An 18,295-nucleotide genomic window follows, 5' to 3' on the forward strand; every position below is an offset into this window, starting at 1 on the left:
AGACCATGACCACCCATGTCGAAACCCGCCACGCGATCCATCCCGACCATGCCAAGCGCATGGACACGGCGGACCTGCGCCGGCATTTCCTGGCCGAGGGCCTGTTTGCCGACGCCGAAGTCCGGCTGGTCTACACCCATTACGACCGCTTCGTGGTGGGCGGCGCGGTGCCGAACGGGGCCGACATATCCCTGAAGAAAATCGAGGAAACCAAGACCGGCACCTTTCTGGAACGGCGCGAGATGGGCATCGTCAACATCGGCGGCACCGGCAGCGTCACGGCGGCGGGCCAGACCTGGGAGATGAAAAACGGCGATGTCCTTTATCTGGGCATGGGTTCCGGCGCGGTGACCTTCAGCGGCGGGGGGCGGTTCTACATCGCCTCCTGCCCCGCCCACCGGGAACTGCCCTGCCGGCTGGTCACGGTGGCAGAGGCCAAGGAGATGAAGACCGGCGCGGTGGAAACGTCCAACAAGCGCACCATCCGCCAGTTCATCCATCCGCTGGTCATGGAAAGCTGCCAGCTTGTGCTGGGCTACACCACGCTGGAGGACGGATCGGTCTGGAACACCATCCCCTCGCATGTCCACGACCGGCGGATGGAGGCATACCTGTATCACGGCATGGCGCCGGAAGCCCGCGTCCTGCACCTGATGGGCGAACCTCGGGAAACCCGGCACATCTTCGTCGCCAACGAGCAGGCGGTGATCTCGCCGCCGTGGTCGGTCCATTCGGGGGCGGGGATCGGCGGCTATACCTTCATCTGGGCCATGGCGGGCGACAACGTGGATTACACCGACATGGACTTTGTCCAGCCGGAGGATCTGCGGTGAACCCGTTTTCGCTGGAGGGCCGGACCGCGCTTGTGACCGGCGCCAACACCGGCATCGGGCAGGCGATCGCCGTGGCGATGGCGCAGGCCGGGGCCGATGTGATCGCCGCCGGCCGCCGCGACTGCGACGAAACGCTGGCGCTGATGGGCGGCGGACGGCAGATGCGGCTGGATTTCGGCGACCCCATGGCCGCGCGAGACGTGTTTTCCGGCGAACGCATCGACATTCTGGTCAACAACGCGGGCATCATCCGCCGCGCCGACGCGGTCGATTTCTCCGAGGCCGACTGGGACGCGGTGATGGACACCAACCTCAAGGCGCTGTTCTTCACCTGCCAGGCTTTCGCGCGCGCCGCGCTGCCGCGCGGACGGGGCAAGATCGTCAACATCGCGTCGCTGCTGTCCTTCCAGGGCGGCATCCGGGTGCCGTCCTATACGGCCAGCAAGCACGGCGTCGCGGGCCTGACCAGGCTGATGGCGAACGAATGGGCGGCATCCGGCCTCAACGTCAACGCCATTGCGCCGGGCTATATCGAGACCAACAACACCACCGCCCTGCGCGCCGATCCCGACCGGTCCCGCGCGATCCTGGACCGCATCCCCGCGGGCCGCTGGGGCCGCCCCGAGGACATCGGCCAGACCGCCGTGTTCCTGGCAGCGGCGGCGTCCGACTACATCAACGGCGCGGTTCTGAACGTCGATGGAGGCTGGCTTGCGCGATAGGCTTTACCGCGACCCCACGGCCAAGGCGGGCATCGTCCATCTGGGCCTCGGCGCCTTCTTCCGCGCCCATGGGGCGATCTATGTCGCGCAGGCGGGCGGTTGGGGCATCACCGGCGTGTCGCTGCAATCGCCGGGCACGCGCGACAGGCTGCAACCGCAAGGCTGGGCCTATACGGCGGTGGAGCTTGGCCCCGACGGCGAGAAGCCGCAGGTGGTCACGGTTCTGCGCGACGTGCTGGTCGCGTCCGAAGACCGCCAGGCGGTGCTGGACGCCATGGCCTCGCCCGCCACCCATATCGTCAGCCTGACGGTAACGGAAAAGGGCTATTGCCACGAGCCGTCCACGGGGCGGCTGAACCGCGACCATCCCGACATCGCGCACGATCTGGCAAACCCGCTGCCTCGATCCGCGCCGGGCTTTCTGGTGCGCGCCCTGGCCGCCCGCCGCGCGGCGGGGCTGCCGCCCTTCACGGTGCTGTGCTGCGACAACCTGCCGGAAAACGGCCGGGTGGTGCGCGGCGTGGTGGGGGAACTTGCCCGCCTGATCGACCCCGCGCTGGCGGACTGGATCCTTGCGAACGGCGCCTTTCCCGCGACCATGGTGGACCGCATCGTGCCCGCCGCCACGCCCGCCGACCTGGACCGGCTGGAAGCCGCGGCCGGATACCGCGACGAGGCCCCGGTCATGCACGAACCCTTCCGCCAGTGGGTGATCGAGAACGATTTCTGCGGTCCCCGCCCCGCCTTCGAAACCGTCGGCGTGCAGATGGTCGCCGACGTGACCCCCTATGAACACATGAAGCTGCGGATGCTGAACGGCACCCATTCCAGCCTCGCCTATCTCGGCTATCTGGCGGGGCACGAAACGATCGCGGACACGATGGCCGATCCGGTCTTCGCCCGCTTCGTGCGCGGCCTGTGGCGCCACGAGATCATCCCGGCGCTGACCCCTCCGCCCGGAGAGGATCCGGGCGCCTATGCCGACGCGCTGGCGGCGCGCTACGCCAATCCGGCGATCCGCCACCGCACCTGGCAGATCGCGATGGACGGCAGCCAGAAGCTGCCGCAGCGCATCCTGGGCACCATCGCGGAAAGCCGGGCGGCGGGACGCGCCGTGCCGGGGCTGACCTTGGCCGTCGCGGCCTGGATGCGCTACACCTCGGGCCGCGACGAACAGGGCGCGGCGATCGAGGTCAGGGATCCGCTGGCCCTCCGCCTTGCCGCCCTGTGGCGCGACGATCCGGCGCAGACGGTCGCGGGCTTCCTGCGCCTGGCCGAGGTCTTTCCGCCCGCGCTGCGCGAGGACGCGGGCTTTGCGGCGGACGTGACGGACGCCTTGGCCGGCTTGGTCCGCGACGGGGCGCGGGCCTGCATCCAGGGCAGGGTCGATGCCTGAGCCTCTGGTCCTCAACCCCGCCGACACCGTGGCGATCCTGACCGAAAAGGGGATCGCCCCGGCGGGCCACAAGATCGCGCGCACGGCCATCGCCCCCGGCGCGGCGGTAATCAAATACGGCCAGGTCATCGGCTATGCGACCGAGGGGATCGCGGCGGGCGCCCATGTCCACAGCCACAACTGCGCCTTCGGCGAACATGGCCGCGATTATCGCCCCGGCGCGGGGCTGGCGGCGGCGCAGGCGGCGCTGGAGCGTTGTCGCGGCCCCGCCCTGAACTTTGACGGCTATCGCCGCGCGGGCGGGCAGGTGGGCACCCGCAACTTCGTCGCCCTGGTGGCGACGGTGAACTGTTCCGCCACCGTGATCCGCCGCGCCGCCGAGGAGCTGCGCATCGAAGGCGCGCTGGCCCCCTTTCCCCATGTCGACGGCGTCGTGGCCTTTGCCCACGGCACAGGCTGCGGCATGGCCGACAGCGGCCCGGGCTGGACCGCCCTGCAACGCGTTCTGACCGGCCATGCGGGCCATCCGAACGTGGGCGCGGCCCTGTTCGTGGGCCTGGGCTGCGAGGTGATGCAGATCGCCCGCATGAAGCGGGAACTGGGGCAGGCCGCGCGCTTTCACGGCCTCACCATCCAGGAGAACGGCGGCACCCGGGCCACCATCGACGCGATCAAGGCCCGGGTCCGCGCCCTGCTGCCGCAGGTCAACGACATCCGCCGCGCGCCCGCGCCCGCCGCCAAGCTGAAGATCGGCCTGCAATGCGGCGGATCGGACGGGTTTTCCGGCATCACCGCCAATCCCGCCCTTGGGGTTGCCTGCGACATGCTGGCCGCGCAGGGCGCATCGGTGGTGCTGTCCGAAACGCCCGAGATCTATGGCGCGGAACGGCTGCTGCTGGACCGCGCGGCCTCGCCCGCGATTGCCGAAAGGCTGCTGGAACGGCTCCGCTGGTGGGAGGATTACGCGGCCCGCAACGGCGCGTCGCTGGACAACAATCCAAGTCCCGGCAACAAGGCGGGCGGGCTGACCACGATCCTGGAAAAATCCCTGGGCGCGGTTGCCAAGGCCGGGGCCACGCCGCTGAACGCGGTCCTGGATTATGCCGAACCGATCACCGCGCCGGGGCTGAACTTCATGGACACGCCGGGCTACGATCCCGTCTCGGCCACCGGCCAGATCGCCGGAGGAGCGCAGCTGATCGTTTTCACCACCGGCCGCGGATCGGCCTTCGGATCGAAACCCGCGCCGACGATCAAGCTGGCCACCAACGACGCGCTGTTCGCGGCCATGCCCGACGACATGGACCTGAACTGCGGCGACATCCTGTCCCGGGGCGTGCCTCTGGAAACCAAGGCGCGCGAGATCGTGGACCTGATCCTTGCCACCGCATCGGGGCGGGCGACCCGGTCCGAGAACCTGGGCCTGGGGGACCATGAATTCGTGCCCTGGCAGATCGGCGCGGTGGTGTGACGCCGGGCGGCGCCTCGGCCCCCGGGGCCGGCTGCCAGCAGGATCACAAAGCGGGCCAGCCAGACCATCGGCCAGGCGGAACTTGCGCCGGGCAGGGTGGCCAGGTTCCCATTATTGCTGCCGTGTTCTTCGAACAGCAAGCCCGTGTCGCCGGCCCGGCGGGGTCGCCAGCAGGCGCTGGCCCTGGTCCGGCCAGACGCCCCGGAACTGCGACGTGCTCCGCGCCGGCTTCAGCGGCATCACGACTCCAGGCGCCGGAAAAAGCGTCAGCAGCACCGCCAGGGCCCGGACGCCTGGGGCCGGTCCTGGGGCGATGCGGTCATGGCGCTGGCCGTGAACGCGGTCCTGCACCGCCTGATGGAGCCATTGCCCCAGGTGGTGCAGGTTGAAAACGGGACCGTCGTCAAGGCTACAGGCGACTGCCTGACGGCCATCTGGAACGCGCCGCTGGACGTGACCGACCATGCCGCCCGCGCGGTGGCCTCAGCCCGCCAAATGATCGCCACGCGGCCGCGCTGAACACGGAGTTCGCGCGCGAGGGCTTGGCCAGCGGCATCGGCATCAACACCGGCACCTGCATCGCCGGCAACATGGCGTCGGGCGCCCGCTTCGATTGTCATGCCACCGGGGACGCGGTGAACCTGGCCTCGCGCCTTTTCACGCCCGCCTGACCGGCGCCGCGCCCGAAGCCGGGGAAAAAGTTCCGGTCCCGGCCCCCCTGCCGGAAAACCCGTTCCTTCTTGCGGGCAGGCGGGGCGCGCGGGCTTGCGGCGGGAACGCGACCGGCTAATGTCCCCTGCGACAGCGACCCCCGTCGGACGGAGAAACCCATGAGCAGACTTCCCCTGCGCTCGATCGAGGACGCGCCCGAGGCGGCCCGGCCCCGCCTGGAGGCCGCGCAAAAGAACAACGGCTTCCTGCCCAACCTGGTGCGGCTTCTGGCCAATGCCCCAGCGGCCCTGGAAGCCTATCAAACCGTGTCGGCGATCAATGCCGGCACGTCCCTGACGCTAGCCGAACGCGAGGCGGTGCAGATCGCCGCGGCGGCGACCCATGGCTGCGGCTTCTGCGTGGCGGGCCACAGCGCCATTGCCGACAGGAAGGCCGGACTGGACGGCGCGGTGATCGGCGCCCTGCGGGACGGAGCAACCGTTCCCGATGCCCGGCTGGACGCGGTGGCGCGGTTCACCAGGGCGGTGATCGCCTCGCGCGGGGCGGTGCCGGACGCGGATCTGACCGCCTTCAAGGCGGCCGGTTTCGACAATGGGGCCGCGCTGGAAGTCGTGCTGGGCGTCAGCCTGGCGACGCTGTGCAACTTTGCCAACAACCTGGGCCAGCCCGCGCTGAACCCGGAACTGTCCGCCTATGAATGGCGCCCGGTGGTGCCCGCGCAATGACGCGAGGGCTGCCGCAGGATCTGGCGGAATGGCTTGCCGCCCGGGCCGAGGGGATCGACGCAGGCGACGTGCCTGCGGATCTGATCCTGCCGCGCTTGGGCGACGCGGGGTTGGCCAGGATCGGCGTGCCGCGGGCCTTGGGCGGTTCCGGCGGCGCGGTCATGGACGGGGTGGGAACGATCGCCGCCGTGGCCCGCGAATCGCTGGCCGCCGCCTTTATGCTGTGGGGCCACCGCTGTTTCGTCGAATTCATGGTCCAGACCCCGAACCACGCCCTGCGCGAGCGGCTTTTGCCGGATCTGCTGGCGGGGCGGGTGGCCGGGGCCTCGGGCCTGTCGAACGTGATGAAGTTCCTGGCGGGGCTGGAACCGTTGCAGGTGGCGGCCCGCCCCGACGGCGACGATCTGGTCATCGACGGCACGCTGCCCTGGGTCACGAACCTGCGCGGGCAGGGATTTTTCGTGGCCGCCGCTGCCGATCCGGCGGATGGCGGACCGGCGATGATCGTGGCGCTGGCCCATGACGATCCGGGCGTCCGGCGCAGCGCCGATCTGGCGCTGATGGGAATGCGGTCCTCGGACACGGCCGCGCTGCGGATCGAGGGGGTCCGCATCGGGCGCGACCGCGTCATCGCCGCCGACGCCCCCGCCTGGCTGCCGGGCGTGCGCCCGGCCTTTCTGGCCCTGCAATGCGGCATGGCCATCGGCCTTGCCCGGCGGGCCCTGGCCGAGGCCGCCGGAACGGACGGGGCCGGGCGCGGCGTGCTGGCCGCCCCGGTCACCGCGTTGCAGGCGCGGCTGGACCAGACGGTCGCCTTGCTGGACGCGGGCCTGGCCTCGGGCAGCTTCGTCACCCGGCCCGCCGCCCTGTTCGAGCTGCGCATCGCCCTGTCGGACATCGTGTTCGAGGCGGTATCGCTGGAATTGCAGGCGGGCGGCGGACGCTGCTATCTGCAAGAGCCGGGCCAAGGCTTCGCCCGCCGCTGGCGCGAGGCGGCCTTTGTCCCGATCATCACCCCCAGCACCGTGCAGCTGCGCACCGCCCTTGCCGCCATGGGCCGCGCCGCATGAGCTTGCGCGATGCCCCTCCCGTGCTGTGCGCCGCAGGGGTGGCGCTGCGCTATCCCGGCGCGGCGGCCCCCGTGCTGGAAGGCTTCAACCTGGATCTTGCGCCCGGAGAGATCGTCTCGGTCCTGGGGCCGAGCGGGGTGGGCAAGTCCAGCCTGTTGCGCGTTCTGGCAGGCTTGCAGCCGCCCGATGCGGGCCGGATCGAGATGGAGGGCGCGCCCCTGTCGGGCGTCCATCCCCGGCTTGCCATGGCCTTCCAGCAGCCCGGCCTGCTGCCCTGGCTGGATCTGGAACGCAACGTCGCCTTTGGCCTGGATTTCAGGCGCCAGCCGCACCTGCCGCCGGGCGAGCGCCAAGCCCGCATCGACCGCGCCATTGCCGAGGTCGGGCTGGACCATGCCCGCCGCCTGCGCCCCGCCGCCCTGTCCGGCGGCATGGCGCAGCGCGCCGCGCTGGCCCGCTGCCTGGCCCGCCAGCCCCGGGTGCTGCTGCTGGACGAGCCCTTCGGCGCGCTGGACGAGGTGACGCGGGCCTTGATGCAGGACCTGCTGGTCAAGGTCGTGGCCGACTATCGGACCGCGGCCGTGCTGGTGACGCACGACATCGACGAGGCTCTGCTGGTGTCCGACCGCGCGATCCTGCTGGGCGGCAGCCCGGCGGGCCGGATCGGCGAATGGCGCCTTGACCTGCCCCGCCCGCGCGAGGATCACCTGGCCGAGCTTGGCCGCATCCGCATCGACATCGTGGGCGCGTTGCGCCGCGCGATCCGTCGCCATTGAAGGACCGTCCCATGCCGACCGAAGACAGCCTGTTTTCCCGCCGCGACATCATGCGCCTGTCGGCGCTGCTGACGGCCTCGGGGGCGCTGCCCTTTCTGCGCGCCCGCGCCGCCCGCGCCCAGGACGCGGACGAGCCCGTGCGCATCGGCTATCTGCCGATCACCGACGCAACGCCCCTGCTGGTCGCCCACGGCAAGGGCTTTTTCGAGGCCGAGGGCCTGGCCGTGGAAAAGCCCGTGATGCTCCGCGGCTGGTCCCAGATCGTCGAGGCCTTTCTGGCGGGCCAGGTGAACGTCATCCATCTTTTGTCGCCCATCACCATCTGGGCGCGCTACGGCGGCGGGACGCCCGCCAAGGTGGTCGCCTGGAACCACACCTCGGGGTCCGCCCTGACGGCGGCGAACGGCATCGCGGGCGTCGCGGATCTGGGCGGCAAGACGGTCGCGATCCCTTATTGGTATTTGATCCACAACGTCGTGCTGCAACGCCTGCTGCGCGAGAACGGGCTGGAGATCGTGACCTCGGGCGCCCCTGCCGCAAACCAGGTGGCGCTGTCGCTGATGTCTCCCGCCGACATGGTGCCGGCCTTGGCCGCGGGCCAGATCGCCGGCTACATCGTGGCCGAGCCCTTCAACGCCGCGGCCGAGGTCAACGGCATCGGCAAGGTGCTGCGCTTCACCGGCGACGTGTGGCGCGACCATGCCTGCTGCCTGGTCTTCATGCACGAGGACCATCTGGCCAACCGTCCCGAATGGTCGCAAAAGGTCGTGAACGCCATGGTCAAGGCGCAGCTCTGGACTCGCGACAACCGCGCGGAAACCGCGCGGCTGCTGTCGGCGGCCGATCCGCAGAAATACACCCCCCATTCGCCCGAGATCCTGGCCCGCGTGCTGACGCCCTCGGACACCGACATGCAGGGCTATGCCGCCTCGGGCGCGATCCGCCATCCCGACTGGCAGGACAAGCGCATAGATTTCCAACCTTATCCCTTCCCGTCCTATACCGCCGAACTGGTGCGGATGCTCAAGGACACCCGGGTCGAGGGCGAACGGGGCTTTCTGGACGCGCTGGACCCGGACTTCGTGGCGGGCGATCTGGTCGACGACAGCTTCGTGAAAAAGGCCCTGGAAGGGGTCGGCGGGCTGCCCGCCTTCGGCCTGCCCGAGGGCTGGACGCGGACCGAGGTCGTTCAGGCGTGATCGCGGCGACGGCTGACAAGGCGCGCGGCCCGTCGCGGCTGCGGGGCGCGGTGCTGGGGCTGGCGGGCATCGGGCTCTTGCTGCTGGCCTGGTGGCTGGCGACCGACGTGATCGCGGACGGCGCCAGCTTCGCCCGGCGCTTTTCGCCCTCGCGCGCCTTTCCGGCGCTGGCGGGCCTGCTGGCCGGCCCCGACCTGTGGCTGCATGTCGGCCAAAGCCTGCGGCGCGTCCTTGTGGGCCTTGCCGCCGCGCTGCTGGCCGGGGTGCCGCTGGGCCTTCTGGTCGGCGCCTCGCGCCTGGCCGAGGCCGCGACCACGCCCGCCTTCCAGTTCCTGCGCATGATCTCTCCGCTGTCCTGGATGCCGATCGCGGTGATGGTGTTCGGCGTGGGCGACGCGCCGATCTATTTTCTTCTGGGTTTCGCCGCGCTTTGGCCGATCCTGCTGAACACCGCCGCGGGCGTGCGCCAGCTGGACCCGCAATGGCTGCTGCTGTCCCGAAGCCTGGCCGCCACCCGCTGGGAAACGCTCGGCCGCGTGATCCTGCCCGGCGTCCTGCCGCAGGTGCTGACCGGATTGCGGCTGGCCATCGGCATCACCTGGATCGTCCTGGTCCCGGCCGAGATGCTGGGCGTGCAGGCGGGATTGGGCTATTTCATCCTCGATACCCGCGACAGGCTGGCCTATGACCAGCTGATGGCCGTGGTGCTGGTGATCGGCGTGCTGGGCTATGGCCTGGACGCCCTGGCGCGCGCCGCCATCCGCCGGGTCGCCCCCGCCGCCTGACGGGTCGGGCCGCTGCGGCAGGCCTGCGCGGCCTGCGGAACCAGTCTTCCGTCTGGTGCCGCCGCCCCGGGCGGCACGTTCCAGAACCGCCCGGACCTTCGGAATCGCCCGAAAGGCAGCTTTCGCCTAAGACACGACCAGAGAAGTCGTTGACAGGAGAAGCGCGTGGCCTTCCGCACCGCCCCTTTTTCGGGCAGCCCTCAGCCCCTTCAAGGACGCGCGCCCTGGCCGATCTGGCGCTGGACAAGCTGACGCTGATCCTGGGCGGGCCGGTCTACAAGGACAGCTGTCCGGGGCTGTTCAAGCACCTGTTCGACCTGACCAACCCCGAGGTTCTGCGCCACACGTCCGCGCTGCTGACCGCGACAGGCGGCGGCGACTGCCATGCCCTTCGGCAACATCGCGGCGCCGGGCTGTCGCCACCACCCGGCGGTGATGGCGCAGGCGGCGGCGACGCTGCAACGGATGTTCCCCGACCGCTTGGGCGTGGACAGGATCTTCGTGCACAATGTCGGTTGCAACCAGGACGCGTCCATCGACATGGCGGCGCGGAAGTTGGTGGCGACAACGGGCGGAAAGTGAAACCGGCCCGCCCGGCGGGGCGGGACGGCCGCGGGGAACGGTGGGGTTCGTCCCGTCATCACCCCGCCACACCCTTACGGCCTGTCCCGCCAGCGGTTCACCAGCGGATAGCGCCGGTCCAGCCAAAAGGCCCTGGTCGAGATCCTCGGTCCCGGCGCCGCCTGGTACCGCTTCCACTCGCTGCCATAAAGCAGCTTTTCCACCGTTCTGACCGTATCCGCGTCGAAACCCCGGTCCACCAGATCGCGCAGCGACAGATCCTGTTCGACCAGCCCTTCCAGGATCGCGTCCAGCACCTCGTAGGGGGGCAGCGAATCCTCGTCCTTCTGGTCGGGGCGCAGTTCGGCCGAGGGCGGCTTGGCGATGATCCGGGGCGGGATCACTTCGCCCGCCCGGCCCATCATCCAGTCGCGATGGTTCCCGTTGCGCCAGCGGCAGGTCTGGAACACGCGTGTCTTGTAAAGGTCCTTGATCGGGTTGTATCCGCCCGCCATGTCGCCATAGATGGTGGCATAGCCCACGCCGACCTCGGACTTGTTGCCGGTGGTCAGCAGCATCCCCCCGAACTTGTTGGAAATCGCCATCAGCATCAGCCCGCGCAGGCGGGACTGGACGTTTTCTTCGGTGATGTCGGGCCGCGTGCCGGCCATCAGATGCGCCAGCGCGCCGCCCACCGCATCGCGCGCGCCCTCGATATGCACGGTGTCCAGCCGCACGCCCAGCCGGGCCGCGCAATCGGCGGCATCCTCCAGGCTGACCCGGGAGGTGTATTCGCTGGGCAGCATCACGCAATGCACGTTTTCGGGTCCGACGGCGTCGGCCGCGATGGCGGCCACAAGCGCGGAATCGACGCCGCCCGACAGGCCCAGCACCACCTTGGAAAAGCCCGACTTGCGCAGGTATTCGCGCAGGCCCAGCATCATCGCCTGGTAGTCCTGTTCCCATTCGTCGGGCTGAGGCGCCATCAGGCCCGGTTCGGCCCGCCAGCCTCCGTCGGTCAGGGTGAAATCGACATGAGCCAGCATCTCCTGGAACGGCGGAAGCTGCACGGCCTTGTGGCCGCCGGGGTTCAGCACGAAGCTTGCGCCGTCGTACAGCTGGTCGTCCTGGCCGCCGACCATGTTGACATAGACCAGCGGCAGGCCCGTTTCCACGACACGCCCGACCATATGGCCCATGCGCAGGTCCAGCTTGTTCCTGTGATAAGGCGAGCCGTTCGGCACCACCAGGATCTCGGCCCCCGTCTCGGCCAGGGTTTCGGCCACGTCGGCGGACCAGGCGTCCTCGCAGACAGGCGAACCGATGCGGGCTGCGCCGACCGGATAAGGACCGCTGATCGGGCCGGAATCGAACAGGCGCAGTTCGTCGAACAACTGCTTGTGCGGCAGGCGGTGCTTCAGGACGCGGGCGACCGGCGCGCCGTCCTTGAAGACCCAATAGGCGTTGTACAGCCTGTCGCCGTCCCGCCACGGCCCGCCGATGCCAAGGGTCGGACCCTGCGCGCAAAGCGCGGCCAGTTCCGCGATCGCCTCCTCGGCCTGGCGGGTGAAGGCGGGCTTCAGCACCAGATCCTGGGTCTGGTATCCGGTGATGAACATCTCGGGCAGGGCCAGCATGTCGGCGCCCGCGGCCTTTGCAGCCTCCCACGCCTGACGGGCCTTGCCGGCGTTGCCCTGAAGATCGCCGACCGTGGCGTTCAGCTGGCCGATGGTCAGGCGGAAGCGGTTCGTCATGGTCAGGCCCCTGTTTCTCTCGGCTCCGTGATAGGCGAGGGGACGCGAAAGGAAAAGTCGGGCTTTGCGCGCGCGGTCCCGCTGCGCTAGATCATGGGCAAAAGACAAAGGGCAAGTGGCGATGAAGGCGGCAAGTTGGGCGGCTGTGCTGGCGCTGTTGGCGGGAACCACCGCCGCAGAGGCGCAGGTCGTCACCAAGCAATACGATGACGGCGGCGTCTACGAGGGCACCTTCCGCAACGGCCGCCAGCATGGGCAGGGCAGCTATACCCTGCCGAACGGCTATCGCTACGAAGGCGATTGGGTCGAGGGCGAGATCCTGGGCCAGGGCCGCGCCACCTTTCCGAACGGGTCCGTCTACGAAGGCCAGTTCGCCGAAGGCAAGCCCAACGGCACGGGCACCATCACCTATGCCGATGGCGGCACCTACGAAGGCGATTGGGTCGCGGGCGAGATCACCGGCACCGGCGTGGCGCGCTATGCCAACGGGTCGGTCTATACCGGCGATTTCGTCAAGGGCCTGCATCAGGGCAAGGGCGTGCTGACGCAGCCCAACGGCTATCGCTACGAAGGCGACTGGAATGCGGGGGTCAAGGAAGGGCAGGGCCGGATCACCTATCCCGACGGCGCGGTCTACGAAGGCGGAATGCTGGCGGGCCAGCGCGCGGGCAAGGGCAAGCTGACCATGGCCGACGGGCTGGTCTATGACGGCATCTGGTCGGCGGGGCAGATGTCGGGCACGGGCGTGCTGGTGCAGGGGACGGGCGACCGCTACGAAGGCCAGATGCTGAACGGCAAGCGCGAAGGGCAGGGCGTCGCCACCTATGCCAACGGCGATGTCTATGACGGAGAGTTCAAGGCCGACCGCCGCCACGGCCAGGGCACCTTCACCGGCACCGACGGCTATGTCTACAGCGGTTCCTGGGTCGAGGGCCGGATGGAGGGGCAGGGCCGGATCACCTATCCCGACGGCTCGGTTTACACCGGCGCCATGAAGGCCGACCGCCCCGACGGCACGGGCACCATCACCTATCCCGACGGCGCCAGCTATTCCGGCCAGTGGAAGGCCGGCGTGATCGAGGGCGAGGGCAAGGCCACCTATGCCAACGGCATGGTCTACGAGGGCGGCTTCAGGAACGCCCGCAACCACGGCCAGGGCCGGATGACCTATCCCGACGGCTATGTCTACACGGGCGCTTGGGCCGACGGCCAGCGCCATGGCGAGGGCCAGGCGACCTATCCCGACGGCACCGTCTATACCGGCGGCTTCGTGAACGGGTTGCGCGAAGGCACCGGCAAGCTGACCACGCCCGACGGCTTCGTTTACGAGGGCGGCTGGAAGGCCGGGGAAATCGACGGCACGGGCGTCGCGACCTATGCCAGCGGCGACCGCTACGAGGGCAGCTTCGTGGCGGGCAAGCGGCAGGGCCGGGGCGTCATGCGCTATGCCAGCGGAGAGGTCGCGTCCGGCGAATGGGACCAGAACCGCCTGGTGGAAAGCGGCCCCGCCCCCGAGACCCGAGAAACGGAAACGCCTGCCATGCCCCCCGAGGCGCCGGCCCCCTAGCATGCCTGCCCGCACGCACCGCCGCGCTTCGGCCGGCGGCCGCAGGGCAGGAGGGTCCCGCCCCGCTATCACAGGCCTTGCCCCGCCCGTTCCAACTGTCCTTCACCTTTGCCCAAATATCCTCGGGAGGAGTCCCGCAGGGACGGGGGGCAGACGGCCCCCTTTCCTCAACGGCTCCGCGGGTGGACCGCCGGTCCGGGGCCGTCGCCTGCCCTGGCTCGGCCTTACTGGATCGCGAACGGCTGGACGAACCGATACGCCGCCTTTGTCAGGCTTGAGGGCGCCGCGGGACAGCGCGCGCGGCCCATGGCGCGCGTGATTTCCCGATCCACCCGGGCGTTGCCGGTCGAGCCGGTCAGCGACGCGGACTGAACCCTGCCGTTGCGCGCGATAACCAGGGCGACCGTGCTGCGTGCCCCGCTTGCCCCCGACACGCGGGAAGCCGAGCGCAGCAGGCAGACGCCGACCTGCTGTTTCCAGCTGGCCTCGTCCCGGGCCAGCTGCTGTGCGCTGACCCCGGTTCTGCCGGTGGCGCCTTGTTGCCCTTGTTCGACCCGGCGCGTCTGCTGCTGCCGGGGCGCCGGCTGTTCCTGCCTGCGGGGTTCGGCCTGCCGCTGCGGTTCGGGTTCGCGCCGTTCACGGCGCGGCTCGGCCTGGCGCTGCGGCTCCGGCTCGCGCTCGGGGCGGCGCTGCGGGCGGGCCGAACTGTTCAGCACGACCTCGGGCGGGGTTTCCAGTTCGGGCGGCGCGGGCGGAAACAGTTCCGCCATGTCGTCAAGCGGTTCCAGCCGCGGCAAGGGCGGCAGGTCCAACGGCTCGGCGACCTCCTCGGGCTCCGGTTCGGGCTCCGGTTCGGGTTCAGGTTGCGGCTCCGGCTCCGGCTCGGGTTCCTCGACAGGTTCCTCGGCGGCCTCCTCGACCGGCTCCTCGGGGGCTTCCTCAGTGGCTTCCTCAGTGGCTTCCTCGGTCGGGGCGACGGCTTCCGGGGTTTCCTCGGCGGGGGCCAGATCCACGAAAACGGGTTCGGGCAGGCCAGGGGGGGCGGCGGCCTCGGCGCGCTCCATGAGCCACAAGGCCCCGCCCAGATGCAGCACCAGCACCAGAACCGAGGCGCCGCCCCAAAGGGCGCCCTCTCGCATCGCGCGGGCGGCGCGCCCGGTCATCGCGTGGGTTCCGCGGCGGCAGGTGTGGCTGCGGCGGGGACGGCGGGCGGCGTGCCCGCTGTGGTGCCCCCTGTGGTCGACTCAAGCCCCACAAGCGCGATCTTGAGATAGCCGGTGTCGCGCAAGGTGTTCATCACCCCCATCAGGTCGCCATAGGCGACTTCGCGGTCGGCGCGCAGGAAGATGCGCTGTTCCCGGTCGCCCTCGGTGGCGGCGGCCAGGGCGGCGGCCAGGCCGCCCGGCGCGATGTCGGCGTTGTCCAGCGCCAGCGTCAGGTCCGGCTTCACGGTCACGTAGACCGGCTGGTCGGGACGCTCCGCGGGCGTGGCGTTCGACACCGGCAGATCGACATTCACATCGACCGTCGCCAGGGGGGCCGCGACCATGAAGATGATCAGCAGCACCAGCATCACGTCGATAAAGGGGGTGACGTTGATCTCGTGGTTTTCCTCAAGATCGTCGCCGCCGCCTTCGCGAATCCTGCCGGCCATGGCTTATTCCCCCGGTTTGGCGTTGAGGACGCGGAAATCCAGGTCGCGGCTGACCAGCTGGCGCACGCCCGCCGCCGCATTGGCAAGCCGCAGGCGATAGCCGGTGATGCCGCGGGCGAAGACGTTGTAGATCACCACGGCGGGAATCGCCGCAACCAGGCCGATGGCGGTGGCCAGCAGCGCCTCGGCGATGCCGGGGGCCACAACGGCGAGGTTGGTGGTCTGGGATTCGGAAATCCCGATGAAGCTGTTCATGATTCCCCAGACGGTGCCGAACAGGCCCACAAAGGGCGCGGTCGAGCCGATGGTGGCCAGCACGCCCGTGCCCCGGCCCATGCGGCGGCCGGCCACGGCCTCGATCCGGTCAAGCTGGGAATCGACGCGTTCCTTGACGCCCTGGTCGCCCGCCACGTCCAGCGCGGGCTGCGAGCGGCGGTATTCCTCGGCCGCCTGGCGGATCATGCGCGACACCGCGTCGCCGCGCCCGTTGCTGGCGGCAACGGCGGCGGACAGGCTTTCCGCGCGTTGGATGCGGCGGATGCCCCCTTGGGCCTTGGCGCTGGCGCCCCACAGTTCCAGCGCCTTCACCACCAGCACCGTCCAGGTGATCACGGATGCGAAGGCCAGCCCGATCATCACCGCCTTGACCACGATGTCGGCCGCCCAGAACATGCCCATGGGCGACAGGTCATGGGGGAGGTTCGGGTCGCGCGCGGGCGGCGTCAGGATCGGGGCCAGCGCGTCCTGCATGGATTGCGGCAGGAAGTCCGCGACAGGCTCGGGCGCGGGTTGGGCAGGCGCCGGAGCGGCCGCGGCAGGCGCCGCCGCCGTTGGCGCCGGCTCTGCGGATGGCGCGGGTGCTGTTGCCGGAGCAGGGGCCGCCGGAGCAGGGGCCGCTGTGGTTGGGGGGGCCGTGACCGGGGACGCCGGGGCCTCGGTCGCCGATGGCGTGGGTGCGGCCGTTGCGGGCGCGGGCGCCGGAACGGCCGCCGGTTCCGGTGCCGGTGCCGGTGCCGCAGGCTGCTGCGCGGGGGCCGCCTGGGTCTGGCCTTGCGAAACGGCCGGGTCCGGCGCGGTTTCCTGCGCCTGGCCCATCGGGGCCAGCAGGCAGGCCAGCGTGACGGCAACACTTGCACTCAGGCGCGGCAGCGGCAGGTTGGTCATGGCGTTCCTTGCTTCTTGATCCGCATTGCGCGGACGGTTCGCGTCCGGGACCGACTCGGCGCAAGCCCCCGGGGCCCGGTCCCGCGATTTGCGCCGGGTATTCAGCAGCCATGTAAAATTGTCAACTATTCAGATGCCCCGGACGGGGCTTTCAGGCGCTCCAATAGGCCGCCAGATGGGCGCGGGCCTTGTCGATACCCAGATCCCGGGTGATCGCCGTCTTCAGGGGGGCCAGCCGGGACCGTTCGGTCGCCAGCCAGATCCGCGCGGCGCCGGTGCCCTCGCGGCGCAGGCGGTCGGCCAGCGCGGCCTCGCCGCCCGGGGCGTGATGAACGCGGATCCCCCGGTGCGGGGGCAGGGGGTAATCCGCCCGCGCGCCGAACAGGTGGCATTCGCCGGTGGTGCCGGGAGCGGCGGCCTCCAGGATGCGGGCCAGCGCCGGATAGGCGGTTTCGTCCCCGCCGATCAGCAGGGTCGTTCCCCGCGCCACGCCGCCGCCGCCGGGGCCGGTCAGGCCCACGGCGGTTCCCGGCGGGGCGTTCCAGGCGAAATCGCAGGCGCGGCCGCCGTCATGGATGAAGATGTCGGTTTCCAGCCAGCCCGCCACGGGGTCGATACGGCGCACCGTATAGGCGGGACGGTGCAGGGCCGCGTCCCCCCGCGGCCAAAGGGTCTGGCCGTCGCCGCCAATCACCGGCCAGGCGGGCGTGGCCGCGCCCGGCGGTTGCAGGACCAGGCGGAAATGGATCAGGTCGCGGGCGAAGCGGGCCAGATCGCCGCCTTCCAGCCGCAGGCGCAGGAAATCGGCGCCGACGGGCGTCACGCCCGCCACGCGCGCCAGGCTGAAATTCGGCGGAAAGGCCCCGGGCCGGTCCAGCGAGGACCACGCGACCCGCTGGCCGGGCAGATGCCGGGCAAACTGGCCGGTCACGGCGTCCGCCAGCCCGTGCAGCCGGTCGCGGGCATGGGCGCGGACATAAAGGATGCTGCCCGTGGGACCCATCCTGGCGCCGAACTCGTCCCCGTTCGGCAGCTTGCACCAGGTGGACCGGCCATGCCCGTCGTGCAGGGCCAGCCCGTGTTCGGCGGCCTTTGCCCGGATCAGCGCGTCGATGGCCGCGAAGGGCAGGTCGGGCAGGCTGGCCTGGGTCTGGAAAGGGGGCAAGGGGTCGTGTCGCATGGCGGCTCTCCGGGGGGCGGCACGGCTGGCCCTTGCCGCCCCCGGTTTGTAAGTCACGACCGCCCTTGCCGCCAAGGCCCGCCTGCGTCACAACCGCGCCATGACCCGCCCGCCCGCCATCATCCTTGCCGGAGGCCGCGCCGCCCGCATGGGCGGAGGCGACAAATGCCTTCTGGATCTGGACGGCCGCCCGATGCTGGCCCGCATCGTCGCGCGGCTGGCCCCGCAATGCGGCGCCATGGCGTTGAACGCGAATGGCGATCCTGGGCGCTTTGCGGGGTTCGGCCTGCCCGTGCTGCCCGACAGCCTGCCCGATCGGCCGGGGCCGCTGGCGGGAATCCTGGCGGGCATGGACTGGGCCGCCTCGCGGGGGGACCGCGCGGTCGTCACCGTGGCGGGCGACACGCCGTTCTTTCCGCCCGATCTTGTGGAACGCCTTGTGGAACGCCTGGGGCAGGCCGGGGACGGCATCGTTCTGGCCGCCGGCCGCGACAGGGATGGCCGGGTGACGGACCACCCCACCTTCGGGCTGTGGCCGGTAGCCTTGCGGGACGCGTTGCATGCCTTTCTGGCCCAAGGCCATCGGCGGGTGCGGGGCTTTGCCATGGCCCATGCCCCCGCGACGGCCGTGTGGAACGCCGCGCCCGCCGATCCGTTTTTCAACGTCAACACCCCCGAGGATCTGGAGCGGGCGCAGGCCCTTGCCCGCCAGGAACGGCGGGCGTGACGTCGCGTCGGTTTTTTCGATCCTTGGCAATTGCAGGTC

19 protein-coding genes and 1 pseudogene are annotated in these 18,295 nt (G+C 70.4%); 15 read left to right on the plus strand and 5 right to left on the minus strand.

Annotation, left to right across the window (positions count from 1 at the left end; translation table 11 throughout):
- Window positions 1-5: 5 nt before the first annotated feature.
- From kduI to ACFOM8_RS07260, 13 genes and pseudogenes are all read left to right on the plus strand, one after another.
- Window positions 6-833, plus strand: a complete 828-nt coding sequence (gene kduI, locus ACFOM8_RS07200) for a 5-dehydro-4-deoxy-D-glucuronate isomerase (protein ID WP_377760675.1) — start codon at window positions 6-8, stop codon at window positions 831-833.
- Window positions 830-1,555, plus strand: a complete 726-nt coding sequence (kduD, locus tag ACFOM8_RS07205; protein WP_377760677.1) for a 2-dehydro-3-deoxy-D-gluconate 5-dehydrogenase KduD — start codon at window positions 830-832, stop codon at window positions 1,553-1,555. The genes kduI and kduD overlap by 4 nt, the downstream gene beginning before the upstream one ends.
- On the plus strand, window positions 1,533-2,951 hold the full coding sequence (locus tag ACFOM8_RS07210; RefSeq protein WP_377760679.1) for a mannitol dehydrogenase family protein: 1,419 nt from the start codon (window positions 1,533-1,535) through the stop codon (window positions 2,949-2,951). The genes kduD and ACFOM8_RS07210 overlap by 23 nt, the downstream gene beginning before the upstream one ends.
- Window positions 2,944-4,422, plus strand: coding sequence for a UxaA family hydrolase (locus ACFOM8_RS07215; protein ID WP_377760681.1), 1,479 nt, complete (start codon window positions 2,944-2,946; stop codon window positions 4,420-4,422). The genes ACFOM8_RS07210 and ACFOM8_RS07215 overlap by 8 nt, the downstream gene beginning before the upstream one ends.
- Before the next feature lie 144 nt (window positions 4,423-4,566).
- Window positions 4,567-4,941, plus strand: a complete 375-nt coding sequence (locus ACFOM8_RS07220) for a hypothetical protein (RefSeq protein ID WP_377760683.1) — start codon at window positions 4,567-4,569, stop codon at window positions 4,939-4,941.
- 23 nt (window positions 4,942-4,964) lie between these two features.
- On the plus strand, window positions 4,965-5,093 hold the full coding sequence (locus ACFOM8_RS07225) for a hypothetical protein (RefSeq protein WP_377760685.1): 129 nt from the start codon (window positions 4,965-4,967) through the stop codon (window positions 5,091-5,093).
- 159 nt (window positions 5,094-5,252) lie between these two features.
- Window positions 5,253-5,819, plus strand: a complete 567-nt coding sequence (locus ACFOM8_RS07230) for a carboxymuconolactone decarboxylase family protein (RefSeq protein WP_377760687.1) — start codon at window positions 5,253-5,255, stop codon at window positions 5,817-5,819.
- The gene (locus tag ACFOM8_RS07235) at window positions 5,816-6,889 is read left to right on the plus strand and encodes an acyl-CoA dehydrogenase family protein (protein ID WP_377760689.1); all 1,074 of its coding nucleotides are present in this window, start codon (window positions 5,816-5,818) and stop codon (window positions 6,887-6,889) included. Before ACFOM8_RS07230 ends, ACFOM8_RS07235 begins: the two co-directional genes overlap by 4 nt.
- On the plus strand, window positions 6,886-7,665 hold the full coding sequence (locus ACFOM8_RS07240) for an ABC transporter ATP-binding protein (protein WP_377760691.1): 780 nt from the start codon (window positions 6,886-6,888) through the stop codon (window positions 7,663-7,665). The genes ACFOM8_RS07235 and ACFOM8_RS07240 overlap by 4 nt, the downstream gene beginning before the upstream one ends.
- Window positions 7,666-7,676: 11 nt before the next feature.
- Window positions 7,677-8,864 carry an ABC transporter substrate-binding protein gene (locus ACFOM8_RS07245; protein ID WP_377760693.1) on the plus strand — a complete coding sequence of 396 codons (1,188 nt, stop codon included), beginning with the start codon at window positions 7,677-7,679 and terminating at the stop codon, window positions 8,862-8,864.
- Entirely contained in the window at window positions 8,861-9,649 is a 789-nt protein-coding gene (locus ACFOM8_RS07250; protein ID WP_377760695.1) for an ABC transporter permease, read from the plus strand. Before ACFOM8_RS07245 ends, ACFOM8_RS07250 begins: the two co-directional genes overlap by 4 nt.
- Before the next feature lie 149 nt (window positions 9,650-9,798).
- A pseudogene (locus ACFOM8_RS07255) lies at window positions 9,799-9,987 on the plus strand (hypothetical protein); the annotation flags it as partial.
- A gap of 46 nt (window positions 9,988-10,033) precedes the next feature.
- Complete coding sequence (locus ACFOM8_RS07260; RefSeq protein WP_377760696.1) at window positions 10,034-10,231, plus strand: hypothetical protein; 198 nt, start codon at window positions 10,034-10,036, stop codon at window positions 10,229-10,231.
- Window positions 10,232-10,305: 74 nt separating this feature from the next.
- Here ACFOM8_RS07260 and ACFOM8_RS07265 read toward each other — a convergent pair whose 3' ends face one another.
- Window positions 10,306-11,964: an NAD+ synthase gene (locus tag ACFOM8_RS07265; RefSeq protein WP_377760698.1), complete on the minus strand. Its 1,659-nt coding sequence runs from the start codon at window positions 11,962-11,964 to the stop codon at window positions 10,306-10,308.
- A gap of 121 nt (window positions 11,965-12,085) precedes the next feature.
- Between ACFOM8_RS07265 and ACFOM8_RS07270 the strand changes: the two genes are divergently transcribed.
- Window positions 12,086-13,531, plus strand: coding sequence for an MORN repeat-containing protein (locus tag ACFOM8_RS07270; protein WP_377760700.1), 1,446 nt, complete (start codon window positions 12,086-12,088; stop codon window positions 13,529-13,531).
- Window positions 13,532-13,755: 224 nt separating this feature from the next.
- On the opposite strand, the gene ACFOM8_RS07275 is transcribed toward ACFOM8_RS07270, so the two are convergent.
- The 4 genes from ACFOM8_RS07275 to ACFOM8_RS07290 form a co-directional block, all read right to left on the minus strand.
- On the minus strand, window positions 13,756-14,694 hold the full coding sequence (locus ACFOM8_RS07275) for an energy transducer TonB (protein WP_377760702.1): 939 nt from the start codon (window positions 14,692-14,694) through the stop codon (window positions 13,756-13,758).
- Window positions 14,691-15,185 (minus strand): TonB system transport protein ExbD, encoded by a 495-nt coding sequence (gene exbD, locus ACFOM8_RS07280; protein ID WP_377760704.1) that lies wholly within the window; start codon window positions 15,183-15,185, stop codon window positions 14,691-14,693. The genes ACFOM8_RS07275 and exbD overlap by 4 nt, the downstream gene beginning before the upstream one ends.
- A gap of 3 nt (window positions 15,186-15,188) precedes the next feature.
- Window positions 15,189-16,349, minus strand: a complete 1,161-nt coding sequence (gene exbB / locus ACFOM8_RS07285; protein ID WP_377760706.1) for a tonB-system energizer ExbB — start codon at window positions 16,347-16,349, stop codon at window positions 15,189-15,191.
- A 151-nt stretch (window positions 16,350-16,500) separates the two neighbouring features.
- Window positions 16,501-17,529: a siderophore-interacting protein gene (locus ACFOM8_RS07290; RefSeq protein WP_377760708.1), complete on the minus strand. Its 1,029-nt coding sequence runs from the start codon at window positions 17,527-17,529 to the stop codon at window positions 16,501-16,503.
- 100 nt (window positions 17,530-17,629) lie between these two features.
- Between ACFOM8_RS07290 and mobA the strand changes: the two genes are divergently transcribed.
- On the plus strand, window positions 17,630-18,256 hold the full coding sequence (mobA, locus tag ACFOM8_RS07295; protein ID WP_377760710.1) for a molybdenum cofactor guanylyltransferase MobA: 627 nt from the start codon (window positions 17,630-17,632) through the stop codon (window positions 18,254-18,256).
- The last annotated feature ends 39 nt before the right edge of the window (window positions 18,257-18,295 follow it).

It is taken from the genome of Paracoccus angustae, from assembly GCF_042648745.1.
GTDB classification, from domain to species: domain Bacteria; phylum Pseudomonadota; class Alphaproteobacteria; order Rhodobacterales; family Rhodobacteraceae; genus Paracoccus; species Paracoccus angustae.